The organism is Specibacter sp. BI4 (genome assembly GCF_056680095.1).
This window is the reverse complement of sequence record NZ_CM155265.1, coordinates 788,669-812,508: the sequence shown is the minus strand read 5'-3', so window position 1 is coordinate 812,508 and position 23,840 is coordinate 788,669. Positions and strand designations below refer to the sequence as shown.

Here is a 23,840-nt window from a genome sequence, read left to right as displayed (position 1 = left end):
CAGCAAAAAGGACGGCGTTTGCGGTAAAGGCTGGTGGTCTACCACCGGCTTTAGCCGCAAACGCCGTCCTTTTTGCAGAAAACCCTAGAGCGCGGCTTCGATCGCAGCTGTGGCCAACGGGTCGGAGTCGTTCAGGAACGTGGCAATCCGTGCAGCCTCGTCGGCCTCACCGATGGCACCTGCGGCACGTCCCAGCGCGTAGAGCGCACGCAGGAATCCGCGGTTGCCCTCATGCTCGAACGGGACCGGACCGGTGCCGCGCCAGCCGTTGCGGCGCAGCGAATCCAGTCCGCGGTGGTAGCCGGTGCGGGCGTAGGCGTAAGACTCGATGGTCCGGCCCTCCGCATACGCCTCGTCAGCCAGAATGGCCCACAGGAGCGAGGACGTCGGGTTCGCGGCAGCCAAATCAACTGCCTCGTCCCCTGCGTCCAACCGCGCCTGGACATCCACCTCGGCCGGGAGCAGCGTTGGCTCCGGGCCGAGGAGGTTCTTACGGAAATCGTCAGACATTTACTTGAACGTCTTGCCGGCGGAGCCAAGCTGCGAGGCAGCCTCAACAACACGTGCTGACAGGCCCTTTTCGGCCGAGGCGCCCCAGACACGGGGATCGTAAAGCTTCTTGTTGCCAACTTCGCCGTCAACCTTCAGGACGCCGGAGTAATTGGAGAACATGTGGTCAACCACGGGACGCGTGTAGGCGTACTGGGTGTCGGTGTCGATGTTCATCTTGATGACACCGAAGGAGACAGCGTCGGCAATTTCCTGGTTGGAGGAGCCGGAGCCGCCATGGAAGACCAGGTCAAACGGGTTTTCCTTGCCGATCTTGGCACCAACGGCAGCCTGGATTTCCTTCAGGATTTCCGGGCGCAGCTTGACGTTGCCGGCCTTGTACACGCCGTGCACGTTGCCGAAGGTCAGCGCGGTGATGTAGCGGCCGTTCTCGCCGGAGCCGAGCGCTGCAACAGTGGCCAGTCCGTCTTCGATGGTGGAGTACAGCTTGTCGTTGATGGCGTTCTCGACGCCGTCTTCCTCGCCGCCAACAGCACCGATCTCAACTTCAAGGATCATCTTTGCCGCGTGCGTGCGGGCCAGCAGCTCGCGGCCGATGCGCAGGTTTTCCTCGAGGGTTTCGGCGGAGCCGTCCCACATGTGCGAGTTGAAGATCGGGTCGCGGCCGGCCTTGACCTCGGCCTCGGAGGCGGCCAGCAGGGGCAGCACAAAGCCGTCCAGCTTGTCCTTGGGGCAGTGGTCGGTGTGCAGGGCCACATTGATGGGGTAGTTCTTGGCCACTTCGCGGGCGAACGCCGCGAAGCCCAAGGAACCGGCAACCATGTCCTTGACGCCTGCGCCGGACCAGTAAGCGCCGCCACCGGTGGAAACCTGGATGATGCCGTCGGTTCCGGCATCGGCAAAGCCCTGGAGCGTTGCGTTAAGTGTCTGTGAGGATGTCACGTTGACCGCGGGGTAGGCGAATCCGCCAGCCTTGGCGCGGTCGATCATTTCGGCATACTTGTCCGGTGTTGCAATGGGCATTGAAAGCTCCTCTGGGCTGAACGGTACAAAGGGGCTGACGACAAGTCAGCCCCGCATGGCTAGTTCCATCCTAGCGAGTGCGCCCAAAGTCTCGCAGAAGATGAAGTTACCGCCCGGCCTTTGGACGTTTTCCATGCACGACGCCGGCCCCGCTACGAGACGTGCTGGCTGAACACGTGCCGGCGGATCCAGGCGTGCATGGCGATGCCGGCGGCCGAGGCCGCGTTGATGGAGCGGGTGGAGCCGAACTGCTCGATGGACAGTGTGGTTTGTGCCGCCGCATGCACCTCGCCGCTGAGCCCGGGGCCTTCCTGGCCAAACACGAACACACAGTTGCGGGGAAGTTCGTAGGTTTCCAGCTTTTCCGAGTCCGGGAAAATATCGATGCCGATAATCGCCAACCCTTCACCCTCCGCCCAGGTGACAAAATCCTCAACAGTGGGGTGGTGGCGGACGTGCTGGTAGCGGTCGGTGACCATGGCTCCCCGCTTGTTCCACCGCCGTCGTCCGATGATGTGAACTTCCTTGGCCAGGAAGGCGTTGGCGGTACGCACCACGGTGCCGATATTCATGTCATGCTGCCAGTTTTCAATGGCGACGTGGAAGTCGTGGCGTCGGGTGTCCAGTTCGGCAACAATGGCGTCCATGCTCCAGTACCGGTACTCGTCAAGGACGTTGCGGCGGTCACCGTTGGCCAGCAGCTCGGGATCCCAATGGTCCCCTGCCGGCAGCTCACCCTCCCACGGGCCAACTCCCACTTCATGGTGCAGTTCGGGGTATTCGGGCGTCTCGGCGGGGGTGTTCGTGTCCGGCGCGAGGGAGGGGTTGTTGGAATTGCTCACCGGTTAACTTTAGCCGTTCGGACTCCGCAACGTTCCCTGACTTGTAGGCCCATCTGGCACACTGGGGTTCAACACCTTATGTCCCATCAGGAGGAACCATGAGCAATGCGCACTCACGCACGCCCGCAGACATCGAATGCTGGCTCACCGACATGGACGGCGTTCTGGTCCACGAAAACAAGGCCGTCCCCGGCGCCGCGGACTTGATCCAGCGGTGGGTGGACACATCCAGACGATTCCTGGTGCTGACCAACAACTCCATCTACACCCCGCGCGACCTTGCCGCCCGGCTGAAGGCTTCCGGGCTGGAAGTGCCGGAGGAAAACCTGTGGACCTCGGCTTTGGCCACCGCACAGTTCCTCAAATCCCAGATGCCGCACGGGCGCGCCTACGTCATTGGCGAGGCTGGATTGACGACGGCGCTGCACGAGGCGGGCTTCATCCTCACCGACCAGAAGCCCGACTATGTGGTGCTGGGCGAAACCCGAACCTACTCCTTTGAGGCCATCACCAAGGCCATCCGCCTGATTGCCGGCGGGGCCCGGTTCATTGCCACCAATCCCGATGCCACCGGACCGTCTGCCGAAGGCCCGCTGCCTGCCACAGGCGCCATTGCCGCGTTGATCACCAAGGCCACCGGCCGGGAACCCTACATTGTGGGCAAGCCGAACCCGATGATGTTCCGCTCGGCCATGAACCGGATCCAGGCGCATTCGGAAACCACTGCGATGATCGGCGACCGCATGGACACCGACATCATCGCCGGCATGGAAGCCGGACTGCACACCGTCCTGGTGTTCACCGGCATCACCCAGCCCGAAGACATTGACGCGTACCCGTTCCGCCCGGATCAGGCCATGAATTCCGTGGCCGATCTTCTGGACCACCTTTAACCAGCTGGGTGGTTGTCCCGGGATTGAGTCCCGGGACAATCACCCAACGGCAGACATCCAGGCCGGAGCCGTTTAAGCCGCAGGTGTGAGCGACGGGATGATCGCGGTCAAGGTTGCCTTGTTGCTGTCCCACTCCGCTTGCAAGGCTTCCACCGTCATCCTGTGCGAGACCCCTGAGGCATCGTAGGCAACAAAATACTGGCCCTCGATCATGCCTTTGTAGCTCATGCAGGTGTAGCCATAGCTGTATCCGTACATGCCGTCCCGTTCCACCAGGGCTGGCTCCTCGGTATAGTCGAAGTCCTGCAGGCAGCCGAATCCCGAACTGGAGCGGAAATAGACCAGATCTTCCTGCGTGGCGTCCAATTGCGCTTGAAAACCTTGGTCGATGGCGGCGTGAATTTTCTCCTCCGTAACCTCGCCGTCCGGCCTGGCACCAGCCTCGTACGTCAAAAGGGCCGTGGCCTCTTTCTCCTGGTTGATGGCGTTGAAGCGCTCCTCAGGCTGGCTGCCGTCGTCCTTGATGACTGTGACGTTCTGGCCGTTTTCAATCCATCCCTCCGGGTACTGGAAGGAAGCAGCCACCGTGGTGGAGTCGACCATGCCCGCCTGGCTCCCGCCCCCAACCAAGCCTGCAACCAAGAACCCCACCACGAGTATCACTGCCAGGAACAGGGCTCCACTGCCGGCAAGAATCCAGGGCAGCACTGACTTCTTTTTGGGAGCCGGTGGCATGCCTCCGGGCACGCCATAATACGGCTGGGCATATGGGTTTGCCGCTGGCTGCGCGTGTCCGAACTCGGATTGGCTTGGGTATGGGGGTTGGTTGAACGGGGGCTGGGGCTGCTGGGCCTGCCCATACTGGGGCTGTTGGGGCTGTCCATACTGGGCCTGGTCCCACTGTTGGGGCTGGCCGTACGGAGCCTGGCCCGGGTACTGGGGCTGCTCGTACGGAGCCTGGCCCGGGTACTGGGGCTGTTGGGGCTGGCCCGCATTGGGGTCGGGATTTTGTTCGGGCAGACCCGGCACCGGTGGTTGCATGGACATGTGAATGCTCCCTCTTCCGCGCAGCCACGACAAGCAACGCTTTCCCTCGATATTAATTGACTCCACAAGATACTGCGATGGGTACTACTCCCCCGGCAGGGATCTGCGCAGCCGCCCGCCCGGTTATGCTGGTGAACCCACCAACGAGAAAAGGAAGTGCGCCACGGGTACCACCACCAGATTGCTGCAACCGGCGGATGTCGAAGAGCTGAGGGAGCTCCTCGTTAAGAATCGCGAGTTCCTGCGTCAGTGGGATCCGGTGCGCGACGACGAATTTTTCAGTGTGGCCAAGCAAACAGATCTCGCCCGTATGGCACTGGAGGCCTGCGAGAACGGCGGCATGGTGCCACTGGTGATTCTCAACCGGGCCGGTTCAATTGCCGGGCGCTTGAACATCAACGGGATTGTCCACGGGGCATTCCAGTCAGCCAGCCTCGGGTATTGGGTGAGTGAGCACGAGACCGGCGCCGGACTTGCCTCAGCAGCCGTTGCGGAAGCCGCCGAATACGCGATGACCCAACTTGGTCTCCACCGGCTCCAGGCGGAAACACTCGCGCACAACATACGGTCGCAAAAGGTTCTGGCGAACAACGGTTTCATCCGTTACGGGCTCGCGCCCAAGTACCTGAAAATAGCTGGGCAGTGGCAGGACCATGTCCTCTTCCAGCTCATTCTGGAACCGAAACCCTGACCTCACGCCCTCGGATGCATGCTCAAGCGCCCAGCTGACCGCCGGATTCCTCCAGATAGCATGTGCCGCAGAGCGATTCGTACCAGACCTCGGACCCTTCGATGGCGACTTGTTCGCCGTCGAACACGATCTCCCCGCCAACGCGGCGGGTGTTGAACATGGCCTTCCGGCCGCACCGGCAAATAGTCTTTAGCTCCTCCAGCGAATGCGCGATTTCCAGCAGCCGTGCGGCCCCGGGGAACGCGCGGGTGCGGAAGTCGGTTCGGAGCCCGTAGGCCAGCACGGGCACCCCGTCCAGCACCGCGATCCGGAACAAATCATCAACCTGGGCGGGATCCAGGAACTGCGCCTCGTCCACGAGCAGGCAGGCGACAGGCGCCAATTCCACGTGTTGGAGCAGCGCATCGGGGTCGTCACCAACAACCTGCGTGGCAAACAACGCCCGGGCATCGGCGCCGGGAGGGATGACAAAATCTACTTCCCGACTGACGCCCAAGCGCGAAACAATGGCGTTCTCACCCTTGGTGTCCACACCGGGCTTCGCCAGCAGAACCCGCTGGCCGCGTTCCTCATAATTGAACGCAGCCTGCAACAAACCCGTCGACTTGCCCGAGTTCATGGCGCCGTGACGAAAATACAGCTTCGACAAAACATTCCTTTCAAGTGCTGGATCAAACAACCATGTTACGGATCGGTACTGCTGGTCTGCCGCGGGCTGCGAAATTAGAATTGGGCAATCAGCAACAGCACCGAGCAATTCAGATTAAAGGAAGTGTTTCATGCCTGAGTTCATGGATGTCCACAATCATATGAAGGGCATCACCGCCGACGACCTCAAGGCAGCCCACGTGGCCGACCTCGAAGCGCAAGGGGAGGAGAACGTGATCTTCAAGAGCGCGTGGGCCGATCCCGAGACTGGGAAGGTCTTCTGCCTCTCCGAGGGCCCGTCGGCGGAGGCGGTGCTGCGCGTTCACGAACGTACAGGACACGCGGCCGACGAGATCCACAACATCACGCTCGTGGTCTAGCCCGACAAAAGCGGTGCGAGAACGCGGGTGGGGCCCCGCGACCGAGGGCCCCATGCCGAGCTTGCGAGGTTTGGGAGGGCGTGGGGACTACTCGAGCCCGAGTTCATCCTTGCCGAAGATGAACAGGTACGGGATGTTGGCTTCGGCTTCGATGCGTTCCTTCGCACCGGTGTCGCGGTCAACGATGACGGCCACGGCCTGAATGTTGCCGCCTGCCTTGCGTACGCCTTCGACGGCGGCCAGAGCCGATCCGCCGGTGGTGGAGGTGTCCTCGAGGACAACAACCTTGCGTCCGTCAACGCCCGGCCCCTCAACCTGGCGTCCCATGCCATAGGACTTTTGCGCCTTGCGAACGACGAAAGCGTCGATCGGACGGCCGGCGTCGACAGCTGCGTGCATCAGTGCCGTTCCGACGGGGTCAGCACCCATGGTCAAGCCGCCGGCAGTCTCAAACTCGATTCCGGCGTCGTCCAGCATGGCCAGCATGACCCGGCCGGCCAGGCGGGAAGCTTCGTGGTGGAGGGTGATGCGTCGCAGGTCGATGTAGTAGTCGGCCTCCTTGCCGGAGGACAGGATCACCTTCCCGCGCACAACGGCGAGTTCCTTGATGAGTTCCAGCAGGCGGGCGCGGTCAGCGGCGAGAGTCGAGGTCATGGGTTTCATTGTAATTGCGAGCAAGCAACACCGCCGAAACATGGACGGGATACGCTGGTCACATGCGCGAACTACAAGCACGGATCATTGCAGAACTTGGTGTCCAACCCACGATTGAACCGGCCGCGGAAATCGCACGGCGGGTCCAATTCCTGAAGGATTACCTGAAGGCCACAGGCACCAAAGGCTATGTGTTGGGCATCAGCGGCGGTTTGGATTCGACCTTGGCCGGGCGGCTGGCCCAGCTGGCCGTGGAAGAACTCGCGGAAGAGGGCCTGGACGCGAACTTCATTGCCGTCCGCCTGCCCTACGGCGTCCAGCACGACGAGGACGACGCCCAGAAGGCCCTCGAATTCATCAACGCCAAAACTGAACGGACGTTCAACATCGCCCCGGCCGTGGACGGTTTTGAGTCAGAGTTTGCCAGGACGGCCACCGAGGACGTCACCGACTTCAACAAGGGCAACATCAAGGCCCGCTCACGCATGATCGCCCAGTATGCCCTCGCCGGGCACGACGGCCTGCTGGTCATTGGCACCGATCACGCCGCTGAATCTGTCACAGGCTTCTTCACTAAATTCGGCGACGGCGGCGCAGACATTCTGCCGCTGTTCACCTTGAACAAGCGCCAGAACAGGGCGTTGCTCAAACACCTCGGCGCCTCCGAGCAGCTTTGGAACAAGGCGCCCACCGCAGACCTGCTCGACGGTGTCCCCGGCCGCACCGATGAAGACGAACTCGGCATCAGCTATGACGAAATCGACGACTATCTTGAGGGCCGCGACGTCAGCGAGGCAGCTGCCCAGGCCATCGAACGCCGCTTCCTGCAGAGCCGGCACAAGCGCACCACCCCTGTCTCACTGCTCGACGACTGGTGGAACTAGCAGCACCACCGCGGCTCCGGGGTATATTCGGAATTATTCAAACACCGGCAACGACGCCGAGAGGTGGACACCATGAACGTCACTGAGGAATTCCGCGCAGCCCGCAACCAATTGCTTGACATGCGCCTGGACAACGCCCGAGCCCAGCGCGAATTTGTTTGGCCGCGCTTCACCGAGTTCAACTTTGCACTCGACTGGACCGACAAAATCGCCGAGGACCCGGCCACGGCCAACAAGCCGGCGCTGGTGATTGTGGAACAGGACGGCACGTCCACCCGGCGCAGCTTCAAGGACCTCTCAAAACGCTCCAACCAGGTGGCCAACTGGCTTCGCGGCCAGGGAATCCAGCGCGGCGACCACATGATCATCATGCTGGGCAACCAGGTGGAATTGTGGGAGCTGATGCTGGCCTGCATCAAGCTCGGCGTCGTCATGATCCCGACCACCACCATGATGGGCCCTGCCGACCTGCGCGACCGGGTCGAGCGTGGCAAGGCCCGGTGGGTGGGTGCCCGGGCAGAGGATGCCGTGAAGTTCGCCGACGTCCCCGGCGACTACACCCTGGTAGGCATCGGACTGGAAGGCAGCAGCGCCGCAAACAGCGCCGCCCATACGGCGGCCGGACGCCCGGTGCTCAACTACGCGGAATCGGAGGCGGAGCGCGAGGATTTCGCGCCGGACGCCCCCACCCTGGCCGATGACACCATGCTGCTCTACTTCACCTCCGGCACCACGTCCAAGGCCAAGCTGGTGGAACACACGCACACGTCCTACCCGGTGGGCCACCTTTCCACCATGTTCTGGATCGGGCTGGAGCCCGGCGACGTGCACCTGAACGTCGCCTCTCCGGGGTGGGCCAAACACGCCTGGTCCAACGTCTTCACGCCATGGATCGCCGAGGCCTGCGTGTTTATTTTCAACTACGCGCGCTTCGACGCCGCGGCCCTCATGGGCCAGATGGACGCCGAACACGTCACAAGCTTCTGCGCCCCGCCCACCGTTTGGCGCATGCTCATCCAAGCCGACCTCACACTTCTGAAGCATCCGCCCACCAAGGTTGTGTCGGCCGGCGAGCCGCTCAATGCCGAGGTCATCGGCCAGGTCGAGCGTGCCTGGGGACAGGTCATCCGCGACGGTTTCGGCCAGACGGAGACCACCGTACAGGTGGCAAACACGCCCGGCCAGCCGGTAAAAATCGGGTCCATGGGCCGCCCGCTGCCGGGCTATGACGTGGTCCTTGTGGACCTGTTCACGGGAGAGGAAGCGGACGACGGCGAGCTTTGCCTGCGTTTGAACCCCGCCCCCGTGGGGCTCACCAGGGGTTACTTTGGCGACCCGGAGAAAACAGCCGAGGCCTTCCGCGGCGGTTATTACCACACCGGGGACGTGGCCAGCCGGGACGGGAACGGGGTCCTGACCTATGTTGGCCGCAGCGACGACGTCTTCAAGTCCTCCGACTACAGGCTCTCACCCTTTGAATTGGAGAGCGTGCTGCTGGAACACGCTGCCGTGGCCGAGGCCGCCGTGGTGCCATCACCTGACGAGCTGCGCCTGAGCGTGCCGAAGGCCTACATTGTATTGACGGCCGAATACCAGCCAAACGACGACACGGCCAGGGAAATCTTTGCCTACTGCCGCGAGCACCTGCCAGCATACAAGCGGATTCGCCGGCTGGAGTTTGCGGAGCTGCCCAAAACCATTTCCGGAAAGATCCGCCGCGTGGAGCTGCGCGCCAACGAAGAAACACGCCACGGCGCCGGCTCCGCCACGGCAACAACCATGACCAACAAGGAATACAAGGACTCCGACTTCCCCTCGAATTAACCCAAAACGCTCCCTCAGTGAACTGAGGGAGCGTCGGGAGGCGGTAGCCGGGCCCCGGAGCGGGGATGGATTTCGGAAGGCCGCCCGCGGCCGAGGAAATCTTACTGCCCGTGAGGGGACCGGCTGCCGACGTAGCGGGGAATTACGCGGTGAGGGAGTCCACGTATTCCTGGTTTTCGCCCATCCACTTCTTCACAACTTCGGTGTAGTCGTCCGTCTTTTCGCCGTTGAACATGACGTTCTCCAGCGAGGACAACGTTTTGGAGTCCATCTTGAAGTCCTTCAGCCAGCCGTTGAGCTTGGGGTAGTCCTTGTCGAAGTCCACACGTGAGAAGCTGTGGATGCCTTCAGTCGCGCCCAGCGTGCCCTTGGGATCCTTCAAGTCCTTCACGGGGAAGGCGTCGTAGGCCCAGTGCGGGCGCCACAGGGTGACAGCGATGTTCTCGCCCTTGGACGTTGCCGTCTTCAGCTCGGAGAGCATGGCCGGGGTGGATGACGTGATGTATTCCATCTTGTCCAGCCCGTAGCCGGGGATGACCTCGTTGGTGGTGGCTTCCGTCAGGCCGGCGCCGGGCTCAATGCCAATGAGCTTGTTGCCGAACTTGTCGGCGTTGGCAGCCAGCTCATCCAGCGAGTCGATGGGTGCGTCCTCGTTGACGGCGATTGTCAGCTTCGCATCGTCGTACCAAGCGCCCAGGTCGACGAGCTTGTCACCGTACTCCTCGATGTAGGACTTGTGTGTGACGGGGAGCCAGGTATCCAGCACAACGTCGTAGTCGCCGGCGGAAAGACCCGAGTAGACGGGTGCCGCGTCGGCGTTTTCCAGTTCGACGTTGTAGCCCTTCTCGGTGAGGATCGCCTTCCACAGCTCGGATGCGGCTACGCCCTCATCCCAGCCGTTGAACACGACAACCTTCAGGTCCTGCTTGTCGCCGTTCTCCACCGTTGCTGATTCACTTCCGGAACCGCAGGCGGTCAGGCCCAGTGCCAGTGTTGCCGCCATGGCAACAACACCCATAAATTTCTTGTTCATTGTTCATTCCTTTCATTGGCAGCCCAGAATTCATGGCTGCCGCGATTGGTTTGCAAATCTTTTTATTCAGTTGGTCTTAGGCGCTCTTGCTGGGCTTCCGGCTGCTGTTGGAGCCAAAGCTGGCCGTCACCCGGTCAAGGAAGATCGCGACGATCACCACGGCGATGCCCGCTTCGAAGCCGAGCCCGGCGTCGATGCGGTTCAAGGCGGCGACAATGTCCCCGCCGAGACCTCCGGCGCCGACCATGCCGGCAATGACCACCATGGACAGCGACAGCATAATGACCTGGTTGATGCCGGCCATGATGGTGGGCCGGGCCAGCGGGAGCTGGATTTGGCGCAGGATTCGTCCGGGGCTTGACCCAAAGGCATGCCCGGCCTCAACCACTTCCTTGTCCACTCCGCGGATGCCCAGTTCGGTGAAGCGGACGCCAGGGGCCATGGCGAAGATGATCGTGGCGATGATGCCCGGCACCACGCCCACCCGGAACATGACCAGGGCCGGGATCAGGTACACCATGGCGGGCATGGTCTGCATGAAGTCCAAAATGGGTTTGATGATCCCCGAAGCCCGATTGGAACTTGCCGCCCAAATTCCCAGCGGAATGCTGATCACCACGGCCACGACGGTGGCAATGGCCACCAGCGCCAGCGTATCCATGGCGTTTTCCCATTGGTTCACGCCAACGATGATCGTGAAGCTGATTGCCGTGCCCACACCCAGTTTCCAGCCGCTCGCCCACCAGGCAATCGCGGCAAACACCACGATAATGACCCAGAAGGGAGGTGTTGTCAGCAGCCAGTCAAGCCCGTCGTAGGCACCAACAAAAATACTGCGAATGATGTCGAAGACGCCGTCGAAGGTGCTGGTCAGCCAGTCGAGTCCAACTTCAACCCACTCGCCCAGGGGGATCCTAAAATTCGATTCCACTATGCGTCTCCTTCGGTCTTCGCCAACGCGGCGGTGACATCTTGTTCGGGGATGGGTGCAACGGCGGCATCAACCACAGGGAATTCCCCGGTCGTTGAAGGCACGTTGCCCAGCGCAGCCAGCAGCGTCACTCGCGGCAGCGCACCCACCAGCCGTCCGGCGTCGTCAACCACGGGAAGCGGGATGGGGCTCTCCACTGCGCGGCCAAACAGGTCATTCAAGGCGGTGTCCGGGCTGACCGGTTCGATGCCGTTTCGGACCACGGCGTTCAAGTCGGAGCTGTGCGCTTCAACCTGCGTCATGACGTCACGGTCGCGCACGGTGCCCAGGTAGTTGCGGCGGCGGTCCACCACAAATGCGGCGGACACCTGCAGGTCGCGCATGGTGCGCAGGGCGTTGCGGGGGCCTCCGGAGAGGTTCACAACGGCAAGCGCGGGTTCCATCACTCCACCTGCCGTGAGCACGCGGGTCCTGTCAACGTCCTGCACAAACTGTGCAACGTAGTCGTTGGCCGGGTTGGTGAGAATCTCATCCGGGGTGCCGATCTGCACGATCTCCCCGTCGCGCATGACCGCGATCCGGTCGCCCAGGAACATGGCCTCGTTGAGGTCGTGGGTGATGAAGACAATGGTTTTGTCCAGCTCTGACTGCAGAAGCACCAGCTGTTCCTGCATTTCACGGCGGATCAGCGGGTCGAGGGCTGAGAACGCTTCGTCCATGAGCAGGATGTCCGTCTCGGCACTCAGGGCACGGGCCAGGCCAACGCGCTGCTGCATGCCGCCGGAAAGCTCGCCGGGGAACTTCGCGCCCCAGCCTTCAAGTCCCACCAGGGACAGAATCTTATCGGCGCGGGCCAGACGTTCGGCCTTGGCCACACCCTGCACTTCAAGTGCGTAGGCGGCGTTTTCAAGCACCGTGCGGTGCGGCATGAGTGCGAAGTGCTGAAAGACCATGGAGATCTTCTGCTGGCGCACGCGGCGCAATTCCTTGTCGCTGATCTTTGAAATGTCCGTGCCGCCGATGACGACGGACCCCTCGGTGGGCGCCCACAGACCGTTGAGCGTGCGGATCAGCGTGGACTTGCCGGACCCGGACAGGCCCATGACAACAAAGATTTCGCCTTTTCTAACGTCAAACGACGCGTCAATGACAGCAGCCGTCCCCAGCGCGGTCAATTCGTCGCGTTTCTTGCCGCCCTTGAGGCGCCTGATAACTTCGGCGGGGCGCTTGCCGAAGACTTTATAAACATTCTTGACACTCAGCGCGATGTCGTCGCCGGCCGTTTTTTTGGCCAGGTCCGGCGCGTCGTTCTGATTCGCGTCGTTTTGTTTGGATTCGTACACGTAGTACCCATCTACACAGCGGTTCTGAACCCACATTTTGCAGTGGCTTCATGAACGCTGCAATTAGTGATCTCGTGCTGCAGGCGTTTGTTACGCGTCAAACTCTTCGCTTCCCTGCATGCCCCGGCCGGGGCAACAAGGAAAGACGGTCCTGCCCTCAGGGCAGGGCACGGGAAGCTATCCCTACCGCCAGTTCGACGGCCTGTGTCTGGCTGCCGCATGCAAATGCGACGATGATTCGTCATCGTCGCAGAAGTGCTTTGGCAGCTGCCCGCAGGCTTGTCGGTCTACTGGTTCACTCCCCACCCTAACAAACCCATGTTCACTACCAGCGCAATTTGGACGTTTCCGGGCCCCAAAGGAAAGCAATGTCTCGATTAGCGGGCGCGCACAGGGCCGGACAAGAGTTACCATTTCGTAACCAAACCAGCCTGATACGTGGTGGCGGGCCGCCCCGGCAGTGTCCCTGCCCACAGTCTCAAGGGGTCTGAGGGGATGGCCACGAGCCCCGGACGAGTTAAGTTGATAGCTTGGATACGTGAAGATTGCTACCTGGAATGTGAACTCGCTGCGTGCCCGTGCCGACCGCGTGGAGGACTGGCTGCGCCGGACCGATGCCGACGTGCTCGCCATCCAAGAAACCAAATGCAAGGACGAGAACTTCCCCTGGGAACTCTTTGAAAACAACGGTTACGAGGTGGCCCACTTCGGCTTCAGCCAATGGAACGGCGTGGCCATCGCCTCCCGTGTCGGCCTCGAGGACGTGGAGCGCACCTTCTCGGGACAGCCGCCCTTCGGCAAGGCCGGCAAGGACCCCGTCCAGGAGGCCCGCGCCATCGCCGCCACCTGCAACGGTGTGCGCATCTGGAGCCTGTACGTCCCCAACGGCCGTGCCCTCGACGATGAGCACATGCCCTACAAGCTCCAGTGGCTCGACGAGCTTAAGAATCAGGCCACCGGGTGGCTGGAGGCGGACCCCAACGCCCAGATTGCCCTCACAGGTGATTGGAACATCGCCCCGCAGGACGACGACGTCTGGGACATCGACTTTTTCCGCACCCAGGGCCTGACTCACGTCAGCGCACCCGAGCGCGCAGCGTTTGCCGCGTTTGAAGCGGCAGGCTATGTCGACGTCGTCCGCCCCCTGCATCCGGGTCCGGGGGTCTACACCTACTGGGACTACACGCAGCTGCGCTTTCCCAAAAAGGAAGGCATGCGCATCGACTTCGTATTGGCCTCCCCCGCCCTCGCTGCCAGGGTGGCCGCTGCTGAAATCGACCGCGAGGAACGCAAGGGCAAGGGTGCCTCGGACCACGCCCCTGTCATTGTGGAACTGGGCTGAGCCATGCCGGGCGCGCTGTACTTGGGCGGGGTGCAGCTCCCCTTCGTCTCAAGCCTGCGCGTCTACCTGCCCCGCGAGGCTTACACCGAGGCCGAGTTCACCTACCTTCAGAGCCGGGTAAAGCCCGAGCAGAATGCCGTCAGCGTTGACGCCACCGAGCTTGCCGATTCGCTGTCCAGGGTGAGCCGTGCCCGCCCCAATCCACTCCCGACGACGGCCGGGGACAGGGTGCGCACGCTCACCATGGGAGAGGGCGAGCCGCTGCTGTACGCACCCAACCAGGTGGTTGCCAGATCCGTTGCCGGTACGGCCGAACTGCTCTCCGGAAACCTCGAACAACTGGCCACCCTGGTGCTTCCCCAGGAGGAGTGGGCACTCGACCTGGCCCGCGCCACTGCCAGCCCACAGCTGGAAATGGCGTTGCAAACACGGTCGTCGACGTGGGGCATCCCCTTCAGCTGGTTCACGCTGGTGTATGCCAACGACCGCATGGAGGTGGTTGAGTCCAACGGCAGGATCCTGACGGTCCGGATCCAGGTGCCGCTGTCGATTGCTGTGGGCCGGGCCGAACGGATGCTGCTGATGCTCGCCCAGATGGCACCCGACCTTGACTTGTTTTCCGAGCTCGAGGACCTCGGCCGCTGGTTGGGGGGCTTTGCCGACGGCGGAGTCGTGGAACTCGATTACGGCCCGGTCGCCAACAGGGTCCACCCCGACGATTCCCCCGCCGACGTGCACATGGGACTCCAGTGCCTGGCGGACGGAGATTTCACCGGCGCAGCAGCCGCCTACCGCAGGCTGGCCAACCGCTGGATGCCCATCCGGCAGCTCGGCCGGGCAAGCTAGTCCCCACGTCCTCCCTAACCTCGCTTCGCTCGGCCAGGGAACCCCGGACGCGTGGGCCCACCCACGTCCTCCCTATTTGTCAGCGCGGGGGCGCGGTGGTCTCCCGCTGCACAAGGGTAAACGGCATGATCCTTTCCTGGCTGGCACCGGTTTTGCCATTCAGCTCCGCCAACAACATTTGCGCCGCCGCACGGCCATGGTCGACAGGTTTCTGTGCGATCGTGGACAGACCTGCGGGGCCGGAAAAGTCGTGGTCGTCGATCCCCACCACTGAGAGGTCCGCCGGGATGCGGATGCCGCGCCGGCGCGCCTCAAACATGAGTCCCAGCGCCATCTCGTCCGAGCCGCAGAAAACGGCCGTGGGCCGCTCGCCGGGCCTGTCAAACAACCGGGCCGCGGCCGCCACGCCCTCATGAACGGTGAAGTTCCCGGAAACGTTCCATTCGGACCGCACCTCCAGTCCGGCCCTGTGCATGGTGGCTTCAAAGGCCCGTGATCGGAGCACCGGAACGACAAAGTTCTTTTCGTCCCTGCTTCCTCCGCGCAACTGCCCGATGGCGCGATGGCCCAGGTCGATCAGGTGCTGGGTGGCTTCGGTGGCCGCGGCGGTGTCGTCGATGTGCACACCGCGGCAGCCAACGACCGGCCCGCCGAGGGCAATTAAGGGAATATGCGCATGCTTCAGTTCCTCAAGTTCGGCGGCGGACAGCCCCAGGCACAGCACCACCAGTGCGTCAACATGTTTTCGCACCATGGGCTCCGAAAAGCGGCGCCGTTGCCCATGCTGGTAGCCCCCGAGGCTGAAAAGCATCAGGTTGTAGCCCTGCTCACGCAGTTCCTGGTCAATTCCTTCCAGTGCATGCGCAAAATACCAACGGTCAATGAACGGCACGAGCACACCCACTGTTTTTGTTCGTCCCGTCGCCAATCTGGTTGCCGACGGCGAGGGCACATAGCCCAGTTCCTGCGCCACAGCCAGTACACGTTCACGGGTGGCCGGGCTGACACGCGGCAGGCCCCGGAGCGCACGTGAGACAGTGGCAGTTGAGACTCCTGCACGTGCCGCAACGTCGTCAATGCTGACACCCATGCCGCCTCCTTGCACTCGTCGCCCGTGTTGCAGGTCCCTGCCACCATGCGTGTCTCCGCCCCTGCCTGGACTGTCACCGCTGGACAGCCAAGGTCAAAGCCAGTCAGTGGGCCAGGCATGTCAATCCAGTTGCGGGAGCGCCTACTGGGGCCGTCGGCCGCGCCTGTTGGGGAGTTTCCTGCGCAGCCGGATCATGCCCCACAGGCCCAGGCAAACGACAAGCAATCCCAGCGCCCATATCAGTGCCGGCTGCCCCGTGACCTCCAGCCAGACAGTCACGCCAAAGAGCAACACCGCCCAAAAGCCGAGAAATCCGATGATGATGTCAAAGTCTTCACCACTTTTTTGCCTGGTCGTCGGGATGTGCAGGCCGTCGGGTTTCTTGGGCTGCCTGCCCGTGGTGCGTTCCATGGCCTACTTCACCGCCCCAGCCGTGAGTCCGGCGACGATCTTGCGCTGGAAGATCAACACCAAGATCACCAGCGGAATGGTCACCACCGTGCCCGCCGCCATGACGGCCGTGTAAGGCTCCTGGTGCGGCTGGGCGCCGGCGAAGCTGGCAATCGCCACAGTGACCGTTTGCGTGGCGTCGTTGGAAAGGATGCTGGCGATCAGATACTCGTTCCATGCTGCGATGAATGCCAGGATGGCTGTCGTGAATACCGCCGGCGCAGCCAAGGGCATGATGACCTTGCGGAATGCCTGCCCTGCGGTGCACCCGTCAATGCGGGCCGCCTCCTCCAGCTCCCATGGCATTTCCCGGAAGAAGGACGTGAGTGTGTACACCGTCAGCGGAAGCACAAAGGAAATGTTGGGAATGATCAACGCCTGGTAAGTGCCCATCCAGTTGATGTTCGTGAACAGCTGGAACAGCGGTGTCACGATGGCGACGCCCGGGAACATGGATGCGCCCAGGACAACGCCCAAAACAAGGAACTTCCCGCGGAAATGCAGCCGGGCCAGGGCGTACGCCGCAAACACGCCAAACAGCAAGGCAACAACCGTGGTGACACCGGAGATGAAGAGCGAGTTCAGCAGCGCCTTGTCCAGGTGGTTGCCCATCTCGGACGAGAACGCTGTTGCGAAGTTGTCCCACGTGACGTGGGTGAAAAAGGGTGTCGGATCGAAGGTGTAGCCAACGTCGCGAAAGGCCGTGACAACCATCCAATAAAATGGCAGCAGGCACCAGATGACAATGATGGCGGCACTGATGTAGGTGCGGGAACTGGCCCAGCGCTGGCGCTTGCGGGCAACGCCCTTGGCGGCCGCCGTGTGGGCGCTCACGGATTGCGTTGCGGTGCTCATTTCAGCTTCCCCTTTGCTCCACCACTGGCGGATTCAACGGCGTTGGCACCCAGGAACCTTACGAAGATGAATGCCACAATGAAGATGATCAGGAACGTGATGGTCGACAGGGCCGCTGCCGAATTGAACCCGATCCGGATTTGGTTGACCACCAGGATCGAGAGCGTGGTGGTGCCATTGGCGCCTCCTGTCATGATCGCCGGCAGGTCGTACATGCGCAGTGCGTCAAGGACGCGGAACAAGATGGCGACCATCAATGCCGGTTTGACCAGTGGCAGTGTGATCAACCGGAACCGCTGCCACGCGGATGCACCGTCAACCTTGGCCGCCTCATAGATGTCGGACGGGATCATCTGCAGGCCGGCCAGGATCAGCAGTGCCATGAACGGAGTGGTTTTCCAGACGTCGGCAATGATGATGGCAGTCCGTGCCGGTCCCTCGCTGCCCGTCCACAGGATCGAGGTGTTGAACAAGGTGTTGGCGATGCCGTCAAAGGCAAAAATGAAGAACCACAGCTTTGCTGTTACGGCTGTGGGGATGGCCCACGGCACCAACACCGCGGCACGCAGCACACTGCGGCCCCGGAACGTGCGGGCCATGATCAAGGCCATCCAGAACCCCAGAAGGGTTTCAAAGAACACCGTCACCACTGTAAAGAAGAATGTCACGCCGGTGGCGGACCAAAACTGCGCCCCCAGTGTGCCCGGCGGGCAGCTGACTGCCTCCCCGCTCGGGGCCTGGCACTGCTGGAACAACCAGTGGATGTAGTTTGCGAATCCGGCAAAACCACCTGCCACGAAGGTCCCCGTGACCGGGTCCAGTCCCTCATCCTGTTCCAGCGACATGATGATTGCATTGATAACCGGGTACAGGATCACAACCGCCAGGACGATCATCGTTGGAATTATCAGCAGTGTTGCCAGCCGGCCCTGGGTCTTTTCCTTGCGGTCAGCACCCACTTCCTTGTTGCTGCCCGGCCCGCCCCGCGCTCCCTTGCGCCGGACCTCCGGGTCCACATGTGTCGACATGCCTGCTCCTTTCACCACGTTCGTTCGTGTACACCACCGCCAGCTGGGTGGTTGCGGGGCGCCTGCCAACCTGCAAATGGCATGGCGCACACCGTCCGCGCTGGCGAACCGCCGACAGCGTGCTGGGCCCGGCCGGTCCGGCCCCGTCAATAGGGGCCGGACCGGATCCGGGGTTGGTTATTTGGCTCCCGCAGTGCCGATGGCCGCTTCCATGTCGGTCAAGGCCTGGTCGACTGTCTTGCTGCCCTGCAGCGCAGCGAAACTGTTCTGCTGAATGGCCTGGGTGACCGCCGGGTAGAACGGCGTCACGGGACGGGGAACGGCGTTCTCAATCGAGGTCTTCAACACTGGCAGGTACGGCAGCTTGGCAATGAGGTCAGCGTCGTCGTACAGGGAAGCCAGCACCGGCGCCAGGGAACCCTGGGTGGCGTAGAACTTTTGCGTTTCCTCGGTCGTCAGGAATTCCAGGAAATCCTTGGCCGTGGCCTTGTTCTTGGAATACACGCTCACACCCATGTTGTGACCGCCAAGGGTCGATGCGCCGGGTCCGTCCTTGCCAGGCAGCGGGGCAACCCCGAAGGTGTCCTTCACTGTGGAGGAGCCGTCGGTCTTTGCCAGGTTGTACACATAAGGCCAGTTGCGCAGGAACAACAGTTTGCCGGCCTCAAATGACTGGCGCCCCTGCTCTTCCTGATAAGTCAGCCCCTGTTTGGGGATGTCTCCGTTCTTGTAGGCCGTCACCAGGTTCTCCAGCCCGGCCTTGGCTTCCGGCGAGTTCACCGTGGCCTTGCCGTCCTTGTCGACGATTTGGCCGCCCTCACTGTTGATGGCCTCGGAAACGTTCACCGTCAGGCCCTCATACTGCGCGAACTGTCCGGCATAGCAGTCAATGCCCTTTTCCTTGGCGATGGAGCACATGCCCATCATTTCCTCCCAGGTCTTGGGCGGATTGGGGACCAGGTCCTTGCGGTAGTACAGCATTCCACCGTCGGAGGTTTGCGGGAGCGTGTACAGCACATCCTTGTACGTACCGGTTTTCACTGTTGCCGGGAGCATGCCTTCCGTGGATACCTTCATGGTGTCCTTCAAGGGCTGCAGCCAGCCCTTGGCGGCAAACTCAGCCGTCCAGATGACGTCGACGCTGGCGACATCGTAGTCGGCGTTCTTCGCTTGAAAGTTTTTCACGAGGTCATCGTGCTGCTGGTCGGCGTTATCCGATTGTTCCTTGAAGGTGACCTTTTCGTCCGGGTGCGCCGTGTTCCACTTCTCAATCAACGGGCGGACGACGTCGGAGTTGTCCTTGCCCTGCACATACGTAATGGGACCGCGGCCGTCGAGGTTCTCCGAGGCTGCTCCCCCTCCGCCGCCGCCGGTTCCCCCACCACCGCCTGTCCCGCCGCCACACGCGGAAAGGGCCAGGGTGAGTGCTGCGGCAGCCGCCAGCGGCATGTACATCCTTGAAATCTTGGTTCCCATGCTCATTCTCCTCAAGTGAAAATTTCGGGTTTCGGCACGTAGTTCCAAGGCGCGCCATTGAGTGGTCTAGCTCACACTAGTTAGGTTCGCCGCCAATGCGCAAGCGCTTACATCATTTCGTTACCCGTTTGTTTCACGACGGCCCGGATGACAGTTTTTCAGCCCTTGCCGGGCCGGGTGCGGGCCCTGTTTACTGCCGGAGCACGACGGCGAGCCCGCGCCGGGGCGGGGCTTGGGCCGGGCCGGCTCCGGTGCCGCATCAGACGCCGCCCCTCGGCAGGCGCGCAAAAAGGCGGTGGCTGCCTCGTGGCTGCCACCGCCTTTTGCGGATCGTTTCGGAAGTCTGGATCCTTCCGGAGTGCTTACTTGTCGTGCTTGAAGAGGCCGGCGATTTTGGCGCCGAATCCCTTGGCGTGCTCTGCGGCGTCGCCGGCAAAGTCCTTGATGTTCTCACCAGCACCTTCGGCAAATTCCTTGATGTTCTCACCAGCGTCGCCCGCGAAGTCCTTGGCCTTTTCAGCCGCATCGCCGGCAAAATCCTTGACGTTCCCCACAGCATCCGTGGCAAAGTCCTTGGCCTTGTCCACTGTTTCCGCTCCTGCGTTGCTGGCAGCTTCTGCGGATTCTCCTGCCGGGTTGCCGGCGTTGTTCTCGGTCATGATGCCTCCATGTTGCGTCGATGCGGGCCCCTGAAGAAGTACATCCAAGGGGGTGATGAAACGAGACTAGCGGACTCTTTCCGCTTTCGTGAACCGTGACCTGGCTCCGGCACCAATACTGAGGAGAACAGGGACCTCGATGCCCAGCAGTTCGTTCAGGACAGCCACCATTTCCACGATGTCGGCGGCCACTTCATGCGGTGCAACACCTGGCCTCGGGAGCACCCGAACCTTGACGGCCGTCTCCTTGCGGAAGTCATAACTCGTCACGGAGACACCATACAAGTCGGTGCGCTCCAGCAACGCGCTTTTCAATGCCTGCTCGGCCACAGCGCAACTGAGCTTGACCGCTCCGGCGGCTCCGTCGTCGTCCGCGTTTCCTTGATAGTCAAGCAAGGTCCCGGCCCGACCCTTGCCCTGGTTGGCGATCCAGGAAATCATCACGATCACCACCACCAGAAAGAACGCGGCGCCGACCAGCCAGACCCAACTCTGCGAGGTCATCTGCAAGCGGGTGCGCGCCTCCAAGGAGTCCAGCCAGGCCACCTGCCCGCCGGCGTAGTTTTGCCACCACCGGGCGGCGGCGGGGGCAGCTGAGATAATGGCCAGACCGGCTCCGGCACCGATGAGGAGCAGGCCCAGGAGGGTCAGCAGGAATCTGTTAAACCCGCGCGGTGTGCCATTCATACCCCGATCACCCCGCTGTCGGCAAGCTTCACGGTGACGACCGGGGCGGGGTCAAGTGCCATGGCCGCCAGTTGGGCCTCCACGGCTGACTTGATGCCGGACTCCGAGAGCATGATTCCGGAGGTGGGGCGGATGTTCACCTGGACGAGCCGGGCAGAAACCACAACGACGACTTGTTCCCTGGTCACTCCTGCCGCCATGCGGGCGCTCTTGGCAAGTGCAGAGGCAATGACCTCGTCATCGACAACAATGGCCACGTTTGGGTCGACAATCACGTGCCGTGCCCGGCGCCCCGGCAAAACCCCATGGCTCAGGAGAACCAAGCCCACAAGCGCAATCAGCACACCTGCGGTGCCCAGCAATAGAGGCGGGTTGGACCCCGGCAGCTCGGCAATCCACCGGGCCGCCCAGATCGGGTCAACCAGCCACGTGGGCTGGCCCAGCGCGGCCAACATCATCTCCAACATGCAGTAGAGGGCCCCTGCCGCGACCACGACTGCCGCGACCACGACCATGCCCGAACGCGGCGAGTGGGTTTCCCGGCGCAGCACCCGCTGCGTAAACGCGCTCACAGGACGCGCCCACCGTCGCGCGTCAACAGGCCGGAAATCCGTACATCAACCCGGCTCAGGCGCGACCCCGTCAGCTGCTCAACCTGTGCCAGGATGAGCGACTTGGCAGCCGTCGCGCGGGCCAGGATGCTGCCGCCGCTGAGCGCCACCCGGTCGGGGTGCCGGCGCACCTCGTTGAGTGAAGGCACACCCATGGCCGATGAGACGGAAAGGGCAAGTGCGCCCGCGTCGTCAGACCACCCCACCCGCACTTGCGCCGGAGCCACGGCAAGCACCTCTGCCGCGGCCACCTTGGCCACGGAGGTCAGTGCCTGGGCGCTGATGCGGTTGTGTCCGGCAAACTCAGTCGACTTCACCAGGAGCCCTGCTTCCCGGCGTTCACTGTTCGGGGCCGCCTTGTCCAGTGTTGTTCCGGTCGTGGCAGTTCCGGGCGTCGTGGGTTCGGGCGCGGCAGGGTCATGTGCCGGGGCACCGCTCACGATGAGGAGCGCCGTCCAGTCAAGGCATCGAGAACACCGCGCCAGTCAAGCTTTCCACCCGCGGCACGCCCCACAAAGGCACCGACCGCAATGAAGACTGCTGCAACAACAAAGCCCCAGAAGCCAAAGGCAAAGGCCATGAATGCCAAAAACGCGCCAAATGCTGCGCACACCACACTAAGATTCACTGCTGTTCCCCGGCTTCCATTGGATTGTTGCTGCTGCCGACCAGCGGCGTTGCTGACGGTGCTGAATCGACGCGTGCCTGCTCGGCGGCTGTTGCTCGGGCTCCTGCGCCCAGACGGTCAGCCAGTCGGGGACGCGCCACGGGCTTTTCAGTGTCCGGACCTGGGATGAAAACATCCGTGATTTCAATGTTCACCTCGATGACATTGCGTCCCACCAATTCTTCGACAGCAGCGTAGACGGCACGGCGCACGGTGTTGGCAAGTGTTTGCAGCGGGTAGCCGTATTCTGCCAACAAGACGATATCCACGGCCACCTGGGACTCACCGACTTCCACCCGCACACCCTGGGTAAGGTCGGTGGCCCCGACGACTTCACGGATGGCACCAATGGACCGTGAAGCACCGGAGCCAAGTGCATGGACGCCAGGAACACCGCGGACGGCAACACCAACAACTTTGGCCACCGCTGTCTCAGCTATGACTGTGCGGCCCTGGGTGTCGTCCGGGCCAGTGGTGGCCGGAGCCGGTGAAGCTTGGTTGTGCGGGTCCATGAACGCGCCCTTTCTGTTTCTCTTACGGTAAGCCTATGCACCGCAAACTTGCGGGGCAACGCCGGTACAGTCCGTGGTCACTTATAAACGTTGCGCCGGGCCGAATATGGCCCGGAACTTCGTGCCGGTGATTGCCTGCGGCCCACATCCGGAATCGCCTGCTGCGAGGATGGTCGCATGAACAAATCACCGGCGCAGGCAACCGAAGGCCATCTGATTTTTGTTCACGGTGGCGGAGTGGGGCCCTGGATGTGGCGGGCCCAAAAGGAATTCCTTGAAGGGCGTTTTCACATCCATACCCCCGTCTTGCCCGGCCACAGCCCCACTGGATCAGGACAGTACACAACCCACGCCGACGCTGCCCGCTCCATCGCGGAGCAGGTCAGTCTCGACGCCCTGCAAGGCGATGTGCGGGTCATCGGCTTTTCTGTCGGCGGACAGGTGGCAATGGAGCTTGCCGCCGCCCTCTCAGCAGCAGCGGCCCCGCTGGCACGGCTGCGGAGATTTGCCCGCGCACAAGCGAAGCAGTTATATGTGGGCGAACATGATTTTGAGGCGTACTTTGAGCTTTCGCACGCAATGGACAGGGAGTCGCTGCGGAATTTAATGCACGCAAATTTTTCGTTTCGGGTCCCGGCTGCATTTGCCCGTTCCACCCGCCCGGTCCTTTTGTTGGCCGGAGCGAAGGAACAAAAAACAACTATCGCAAATTTGCAACGCTTGGCCACGGAACTGCCCAACGCCCGCTTTGAAAGCGTGGCGGGCGTTGCCCACGAAATTCCGCTGGCCGCGGCGGCTGATTTTAATGGGCTGTTGAGTTCGTGGCTGGGAACGCCCGGAACTGAAAACAGGTGACGTCGCCCGCCCGCTGCGCCAACCTGATGGACTGCGGATTGCCCGGAAAATGAGAAAGA

At 62.3% G+C, this 23,840-nt stretch carries 27 protein-coding genes and 1 pseudogene; 8 read left to right on the top strand and 20 right to left on the bottom strand.

Going from position 1 to position 23,840, the window contains the following annotated elements; translation table 11 throughout:
* Positions 1-84: 84 nt before the first annotated feature.
* The 3 genes from AC1L6K_RS03835 to AC1L6K_RS03825 all read right to left on the bottom strand — a co-directional run bounded on the left by AC1L6K_RS03835 (position 85) and on the right by AC1L6K_RS03825 (position 2,303).
* Positions 85-510, bottom strand: a complete 426-nt coding sequence (locus tag AC1L6K_RS03835) for a DUF3151 domain-containing protein (protein WP_480951406.1) — start codon at positions 508-510, stop codon at positions 85-87.
* Positions 511-1,533, bottom strand: coding sequence for a class II fructose-bisphosphate aldolase (gene fbaA / locus AC1L6K_RS03830; protein ID WP_480951405.1), 1,023 nt, complete (start codon positions 1,531-1,533; stop codon positions 511-513). It abuts the gene before it with no gap.
* Between the two features lie 152 nt (positions 1,534-1,685).
* Positions 1,686-2,303, bottom strand: a complete 618-nt coding sequence (locus tag AC1L6K_RS03825; RefSeq protein ID WP_480952690.1) for a TrmH family RNA methyltransferase — start codon at positions 2,301-2,303, stop codon at positions 1,686-1,688.
* A gap of 170 nt (positions 2,304-2,473) precedes the next feature.
* On the opposite strand from AC1L6K_RS03825, the gene AC1L6K_RS03820 reads away from it, so the two are divergent.
* A complete protein-coding gene (locus tag AC1L6K_RS03820) occupies positions 2,474-3,268 on the top strand; it encodes an HAD-IIA family hydrolase (protein ID WP_480951404.1) in 795 nt (264 codons plus the stop codon).
* A gap of 72 nt (positions 3,269-3,340) precedes the next feature.
* On the opposite strand, the gene AC1L6K_RS03815 is transcribed toward AC1L6K_RS03820, so the two are convergent.
* On the bottom strand, positions 3,341-4,315 hold the full coding sequence (locus AC1L6K_RS03815; protein WP_480951403.1) for a hypothetical protein: 975 nt from the start codon (positions 4,313-4,315) through the stop codon (positions 3,341-3,343).
* A 4-nt stretch (positions 4,316-4,319) separates the two neighbouring features.
* Between AC1L6K_RS03815 and AC1L6K_RS03810 the strand changes: the two genes are divergently transcribed.
* Positions 4,320-5,006, top strand: a complete 687-nt coding sequence (locus tag AC1L6K_RS03810; protein WP_480951402.1) for a GNAT family N-acetyltransferase — start codon at positions 4,320-4,322, stop codon at positions 5,004-5,006.
* 22 nt (positions 5,007-5,028) lie between these two features.
* Here AC1L6K_RS03810 and AC1L6K_RS03805 read toward each other — a convergent pair whose 3' ends face one another.
* A complete protein-coding gene (locus AC1L6K_RS03805) occupies positions 5,029-5,655 on the bottom strand; it encodes a thymidine kinase (RefSeq protein ID WP_480951401.1) in 627 nt (208 codons plus the stop codon).
* Between the two features lie 130 nt (positions 5,656-5,785).
* Here AC1L6K_RS03805 and AC1L6K_RS03800 point away from each other — a divergent pair, with 130 nt between their 5' ends.
* Positions 5,786-6,034 (top strand): SCO4226 family nickel-binding protein, encoded by a 249-nt coding sequence (locus AC1L6K_RS03800; RefSeq protein ID WP_480951400.1) that lies wholly within the window; start codon positions 5,786-5,788, stop codon positions 6,032-6,034.
* Between the two features lie 87 nt (positions 6,035-6,121).
* Here the strand turns inward: AC1L6K_RS03800 and pyrE are convergent, their stop codons facing one another.
* Positions 6,122-6,688 (bottom strand): orotate phosphoribosyltransferase, encoded by a 567-nt coding sequence (gene pyrE, locus AC1L6K_RS03795; protein ID WP_480951399.1) that lies wholly within the window; start codon positions 6,686-6,688, stop codon positions 6,122-6,124.
* Between the two features lie 62 nt (positions 6,689-6,750).
* Here pyrE and nadE point away from each other — a divergent pair, with 62 nt between their 5' ends.
* The gene (nadE, locus tag AC1L6K_RS03790; RefSeq protein WP_480951398.1) at positions 6,751-7,572 is read left to right on the top strand and encodes an ammonia-dependent NAD(+) synthetase; all 822 of its coding nucleotides are present in this window, start codon (positions 6,751-6,753) and stop codon (positions 7,570-7,572) included.
* Between the two features lie 72 nt (positions 7,573-7,644).
* Positions 7,645-9,396, top strand: coding sequence for an AMP-binding protein (locus tag AC1L6K_RS03785; protein ID WP_480951397.1), 1,752 nt, complete (start codon positions 7,645-7,647; stop codon positions 9,394-9,396).
* A 142-nt stretch (positions 9,397-9,538) separates the two neighbouring features.
* Here the strand turns inward: AC1L6K_RS03785 and AC1L6K_RS03780 are convergent, their stop codons facing one another.
* From AC1L6K_RS03780 to AC1L6K_RS03770, 3 genes are all read right to left on the bottom strand, one after another.
* Entirely contained in the window at positions 9,539-10,429 is an 891-nt protein-coding gene (locus AC1L6K_RS03780; RefSeq protein WP_480951396.1) for a glycine betaine ABC transporter substrate-binding protein, read from the bottom strand.
* A gap of 76 nt (positions 10,430-10,505) precedes the next feature.
* Positions 10,506-11,360, bottom strand: a complete 855-nt coding sequence (locus AC1L6K_RS03775; protein ID WP_480951395.1) for an ABC transporter permease — start codon at positions 11,358-11,360, stop codon at positions 10,506-10,508.
* Positions 11,360-12,571: a quaternary amine ABC transporter ATP-binding protein gene (locus AC1L6K_RS03770; RefSeq protein ID WP_480952689.1), complete on the bottom strand. Its 1,212-nt coding sequence runs from the start codon at positions 12,569-12,571 to the stop codon at positions 11,360-11,362. Before AC1L6K_RS03770 ends, AC1L6K_RS03775 begins: the two co-directional genes overlap by 1 nt.
* Positions 12,572-13,241: 670 nt before the next feature.
* On the opposite strand from AC1L6K_RS03770, the gene AC1L6K_RS03765 reads away from it, so the two are divergent.
* Together AC1L6K_RS03765 and AC1L6K_RS03760 are read left to right on the top strand one after the other, a co-directional pair.
* Positions 13,242-14,045 (top strand): exodeoxyribonuclease III, encoded by an 804-nt coding sequence (locus tag AC1L6K_RS03765; RefSeq protein WP_480951394.1) that lies wholly within the window; start codon positions 13,242-13,244, stop codon positions 14,043-14,045.
* A 3-nt stretch (positions 14,046-14,048) separates the two neighbouring features.
* Positions 14,049-14,891 carry a DUF8083 family protein gene (locus AC1L6K_RS03760; RefSeq protein WP_480951393.1) on the top strand — a complete coding sequence of 281 codons (843 nt, stop codon included), beginning with the start codon at positions 14,049-14,051 and terminating at the stop codon, positions 14,889-14,891.
* 79 nt (positions 14,892-14,970) lie between these two features.
* Here the strand turns inward: AC1L6K_RS03760 and AC1L6K_RS03755 are convergent, their stop codons facing one another.
* The 11 genes and pseudogenes from AC1L6K_RS03755 to AC1L6K_RS03705 all read right to left on the bottom strand — a co-directional run.
* On the bottom strand, positions 14,971-15,981 hold the full coding sequence (locus AC1L6K_RS03755) for a LacI family DNA-binding transcriptional regulator (protein ID WP_480951392.1): 1,011 nt from the start codon (positions 15,979-15,981) through the stop codon (positions 14,971-14,973).
* Between the two features lie 141 nt (positions 15,982-16,122).
* Entirely contained in the window at positions 16,123-16,392 is a 270-nt protein-coding gene (locus tag AC1L6K_RS03750) for a hypothetical protein (RefSeq protein ID WP_480951391.1), read from the bottom strand.
* A 3-nt stretch (positions 16,393-16,395) separates the two neighbouring features.
* Positions 16,396-17,286 (bottom strand): carbohydrate ABC transporter permease, encoded by an 891-nt coding sequence (locus AC1L6K_RS03745; protein WP_480951390.1) that lies wholly within the window; start codon positions 17,284-17,286, stop codon positions 16,396-16,398.
* A complete protein-coding gene (locus AC1L6K_RS03740; RefSeq protein WP_480951389.1) occupies positions 17,283-18,314 on the bottom strand; it encodes a carbohydrate ABC transporter permease in 1,032 nt (343 codons plus the stop codon). Before AC1L6K_RS03740 ends, AC1L6K_RS03745 begins: the two co-directional genes overlap by 4 nt.
* A gap of 177 nt (positions 18,315-18,491) precedes the next feature.
* The gene (locus AC1L6K_RS03735; RefSeq protein WP_480951388.1) at positions 18,492-19,790 is read right to left on the bottom strand and encodes an ABC transporter substrate-binding protein; all 1,299 of its coding nucleotides are present in this window, start codon (positions 19,788-19,790) and stop codon (positions 18,492-18,494) included.
* Between the two features lie 362 nt (positions 19,791-20,152).
* Entirely contained in the window at positions 20,153-20,449 is a 297-nt protein-coding gene (locus AC1L6K_RS03730; RefSeq protein ID WP_480951387.1) for a hypothetical protein, read from the bottom strand.
* 66 nt (positions 20,450-20,515) lie between these two features.
* Positions 20,516-21,136 carry a hypothetical protein gene (locus AC1L6K_RS03725; protein WP_480951386.1) on the bottom strand — a complete coding sequence of 207 codons (621 nt, stop codon included), beginning with the start codon at positions 21,134-21,136 and terminating at the stop codon, positions 20,516-20,518.
* The gene (locus AC1L6K_RS03720; protein WP_480951385.1) at positions 21,133-21,708 is read right to left on the bottom strand and encodes a hypothetical protein; all 576 of its coding nucleotides are present in this window, start codon (positions 21,706-21,708) and stop codon (positions 21,133-21,135) included. Before AC1L6K_RS03720 ends, AC1L6K_RS03725 begins: the two co-directional genes overlap by 4 nt.
* Positions 21,705-22,187 (bottom strand): hypothetical protein, encoded by a 483-nt coding sequence (locus AC1L6K_RS03715; RefSeq protein ID WP_480951384.1) that lies wholly within the window; start codon positions 22,185-22,187, stop codon positions 21,705-21,707. The genes AC1L6K_RS03720 and AC1L6K_RS03715 overlap by 4 nt, the downstream gene beginning before the upstream one ends.
* On the bottom strand, positions 22,184-22,375 hold the full coding sequence (locus AC1L6K_RS03710) for a hypothetical protein (protein ID WP_480951383.1): 192 nt from the start codon (positions 22,373-22,375) through the stop codon (positions 22,184-22,186). Before AC1L6K_RS03710 ends, AC1L6K_RS03715 begins: the two co-directional genes overlap by 4 nt.
* Before the next feature lie 155 nt (positions 22,376-22,530).
* Positions 22,531-22,926: pseudogene (locus AC1L6K_RS03705) on the bottom strand (Asp23/Gls24 family envelope stress response protein); the annotation flags it as partial.
* A 177-nt stretch (positions 22,927-23,103) separates the two neighbouring features.
* On the opposite strand from AC1L6K_RS03705, the gene AC1L6K_RS03700 reads away from it, so the two are divergent.
* Positions 23,104-23,781, top strand: coding sequence for an alpha/beta fold hydrolase (locus tag AC1L6K_RS03700; RefSeq protein ID WP_480951382.1), 678 nt, complete (start codon positions 23,104-23,106; stop codon positions 23,779-23,781).
* Positions 23,782-23,840: the final 59 nt, after the last annotated feature.